The sequence below is a fragment of the Achromobacter sp. JD-1 genome (assembly GCF_038594925.1).
Taxonomy (GTDB): domain Bacteria; phylum Pseudomonadota; class Gammaproteobacteria; order Burkholderiales; family Burkholderiaceae_B; genus Achromobacter; species Achromobacter spanius_C.
Genome location: NZ_JBCGCS010000066.1, coordinates 1 through 2,087, shown reverse-complemented (window position 1 = coordinate 2,087; position 2,087 = coordinate 1). Strand labels below are relative to the sequence as shown.

The 2,087-nt window shown below is 58.6% G+C and carries 2 protein-coding genes and 1 pseudogene; all 3 read left to right on the top strand.

The features are described from left to right. A pseudogene (locus WBR68_RS31190) lies at window positions 1–705 on the top strand (hypothetical protein); the annotation flags it as partial. A 10-nt stretch (window positions 706–715) separates the two neighbouring features. After that, a complete protein-coding gene (locus WBR68_RS31185; RefSeq protein WP_230696244.1) occupies window positions 716–1,549 on the top strand; it encodes a VRR-NUC domain-containing protein in 834 nt (277 codons plus the stop codon). After that, the coding region (locus WBR68_RS31180; RefSeq protein WP_230696243.1) for a hypothetical protein at window positions 1,546–2,087 on the top strand (542 nt) is incomplete at its 3' end. The genes WBR68_RS31185 and WBR68_RS31180, both read left to right, overlap by 4 nt.

Below are 2,087 nucleotides of genomic sequence, written 5' to 3'. Positions count from 1 at the left end.
CTGCTCAACCGACTGCTGCGCCGCATTCGCCATCCGCAATTGGACCTGGTCGGCTCTGGCGAATGGGATGGCGACCCAAATGAGCGCTTTGACCGCCGTGATACGCAGCGCTGGCTGGCCCGGTTTGACGACGACAGCGATTGGCCTACGCCAGCCATTCGAGGCCGTACACCCGGCGGCCCACCCACAGAACCCACGCCCACCCATGTTGTCGTGGGCGAAGAAATTCCTTCATCCGGCTGGTGGTACACGCTAGCAAAAACCGGCTCGCGTCGTCACTTTAACGCTGGCGAGCTCGCCCCACCCATACACCAAGACCCGTCGCGCGGCCGCGTCATCTGGCAGCGCGACATTGATCAAAGTGCCCCCGAACCCGAACCTGCACGCTGCGCCGAAACGGGCCAGCTTGCGCCGCGCGCGGGGCAGTGGCGAGGCGACGACAAGGGCGAAGTGTTGTGCGTAGTCGCCAAGCATGAAGCGCTGCCGGCGTACAAGGGTGAAGCGATCACCTGGCACTGGATGCACGAGGCCGCCCCAAGCGCCAGCGCCGGTGCCCGCGTGCGCTCGGGAGAACCCTGCCCCTACCCAGGCTCCTGGACTTGCCAAGAACTTCCGACAGGTCCGCAGACCTTCGCCTACCAAGTGACGATGCCCCAGGTGAACGGTCGGGAAGTGACCTGGGTACTACTCACGTTTTTGCGTTAGGAGAACAGCCATGGCCGCCCCCGCCGCAGCCGCCGCCCTCGTCTGGGGCTATCGGGCCTATCGCGCCTACGCCGCCCATGAAGCCGCCCAAACCGCCATCGAGACAGCCGAAACCCTGGCGCAGATCAGCGAACGCAAGAAGGAAGTCCAAGCCCTTCTGAAAGACATCATCGAAGGCATGACGAAAGAGATCGACATCAAAAGCTCTACCTTCGTACGCACCGGCGGCAACAGCACGGTATCGCGTGGGCGCAAGGAAAACGTGACGTACCAGCAATACATCGAACGCAAAATTCCATTTCGCCCCGTCATCAGTACGGTGTGCCAATGGGCGCTGAAGTCGCCGCTGAAAGTCCCCAGGCGCATCCGCAAGAAGATCCCCGGTGAAGTCATCGAAACGACGATCGATATCGCGTTGAAGCAGACCACCGCGTCCCTGGTGTTTGAAGTGGTGGATGACTTGTTGGCCTGGCAGAGCCCGTTGAAGGCGGAGCCAAACTACGACGGCATCTCCTACATGCCGATGCTGGGAGATCCCTCCACACGCCCGAAGCGCATCAGCGAGTTCTTCCCTTTTTGGCCTCGGCCTAAAGGAAGCCTGGCACCGGATCTGGTCATTGTGGAGTATCGGCAGCAGCCGTTTGACGTCGGGAATGTATTCGCGGCCGTGGAAATCAAGTTTCCCAATGATTGGGTGAAGCGGGATCAGCTTGAGGACTACGTCTTATTAATGGGTGAAGACAACAAAAAAGTAGCGCTACTTCGCGTACCAGAAGATTGCACGGGATTCAAACCTTCCACTGTGAAACCGGGCCAAGGAGGCTCACCAAGGAAAACGAAATGAGCACAAGCGAGAGGCTGTTGGACGATGACGACGTTTCCGGCATGGTGACCGACCTGAAGCGGTGGCCCAATACCGCCATCGATCTCGGCGCGTTCGAACTTGCTGTCACGCCGTATCTGACCTTCTACTTCACCTACGATCCCGAGCATTTGTTTCGGACAACACTGGATATGATCGAGATCCACGAAGCCTTCGAAACGCTTCTTGGCCGCCCCTACACCGTTGCAACGCACCCCACCTCTGAACGTCCTCATCCCTATGGCTCCAAGAGGCTGGGCGATATACGCGAATGGGCGCGAAAATTCCGTCCCGATAAATCGTTCACGGTCGGCTTTACTGATGAAAAGAACTCGCAAAGCACTCCTACGCATGCCGCCTACCTTTGGAGAAAGCGGAACTACACCGCGGAATGCAATTTCTCTTCCATTCAGTTCTATTACCGTTGGCAATGGTGGCTGGACAACAAGGATGCGTGGCGAAAATTCGTTCTGGAAACCATTGGCCGTCTAAAGCCTGCGCAGGTATACAGCGGCTTTGC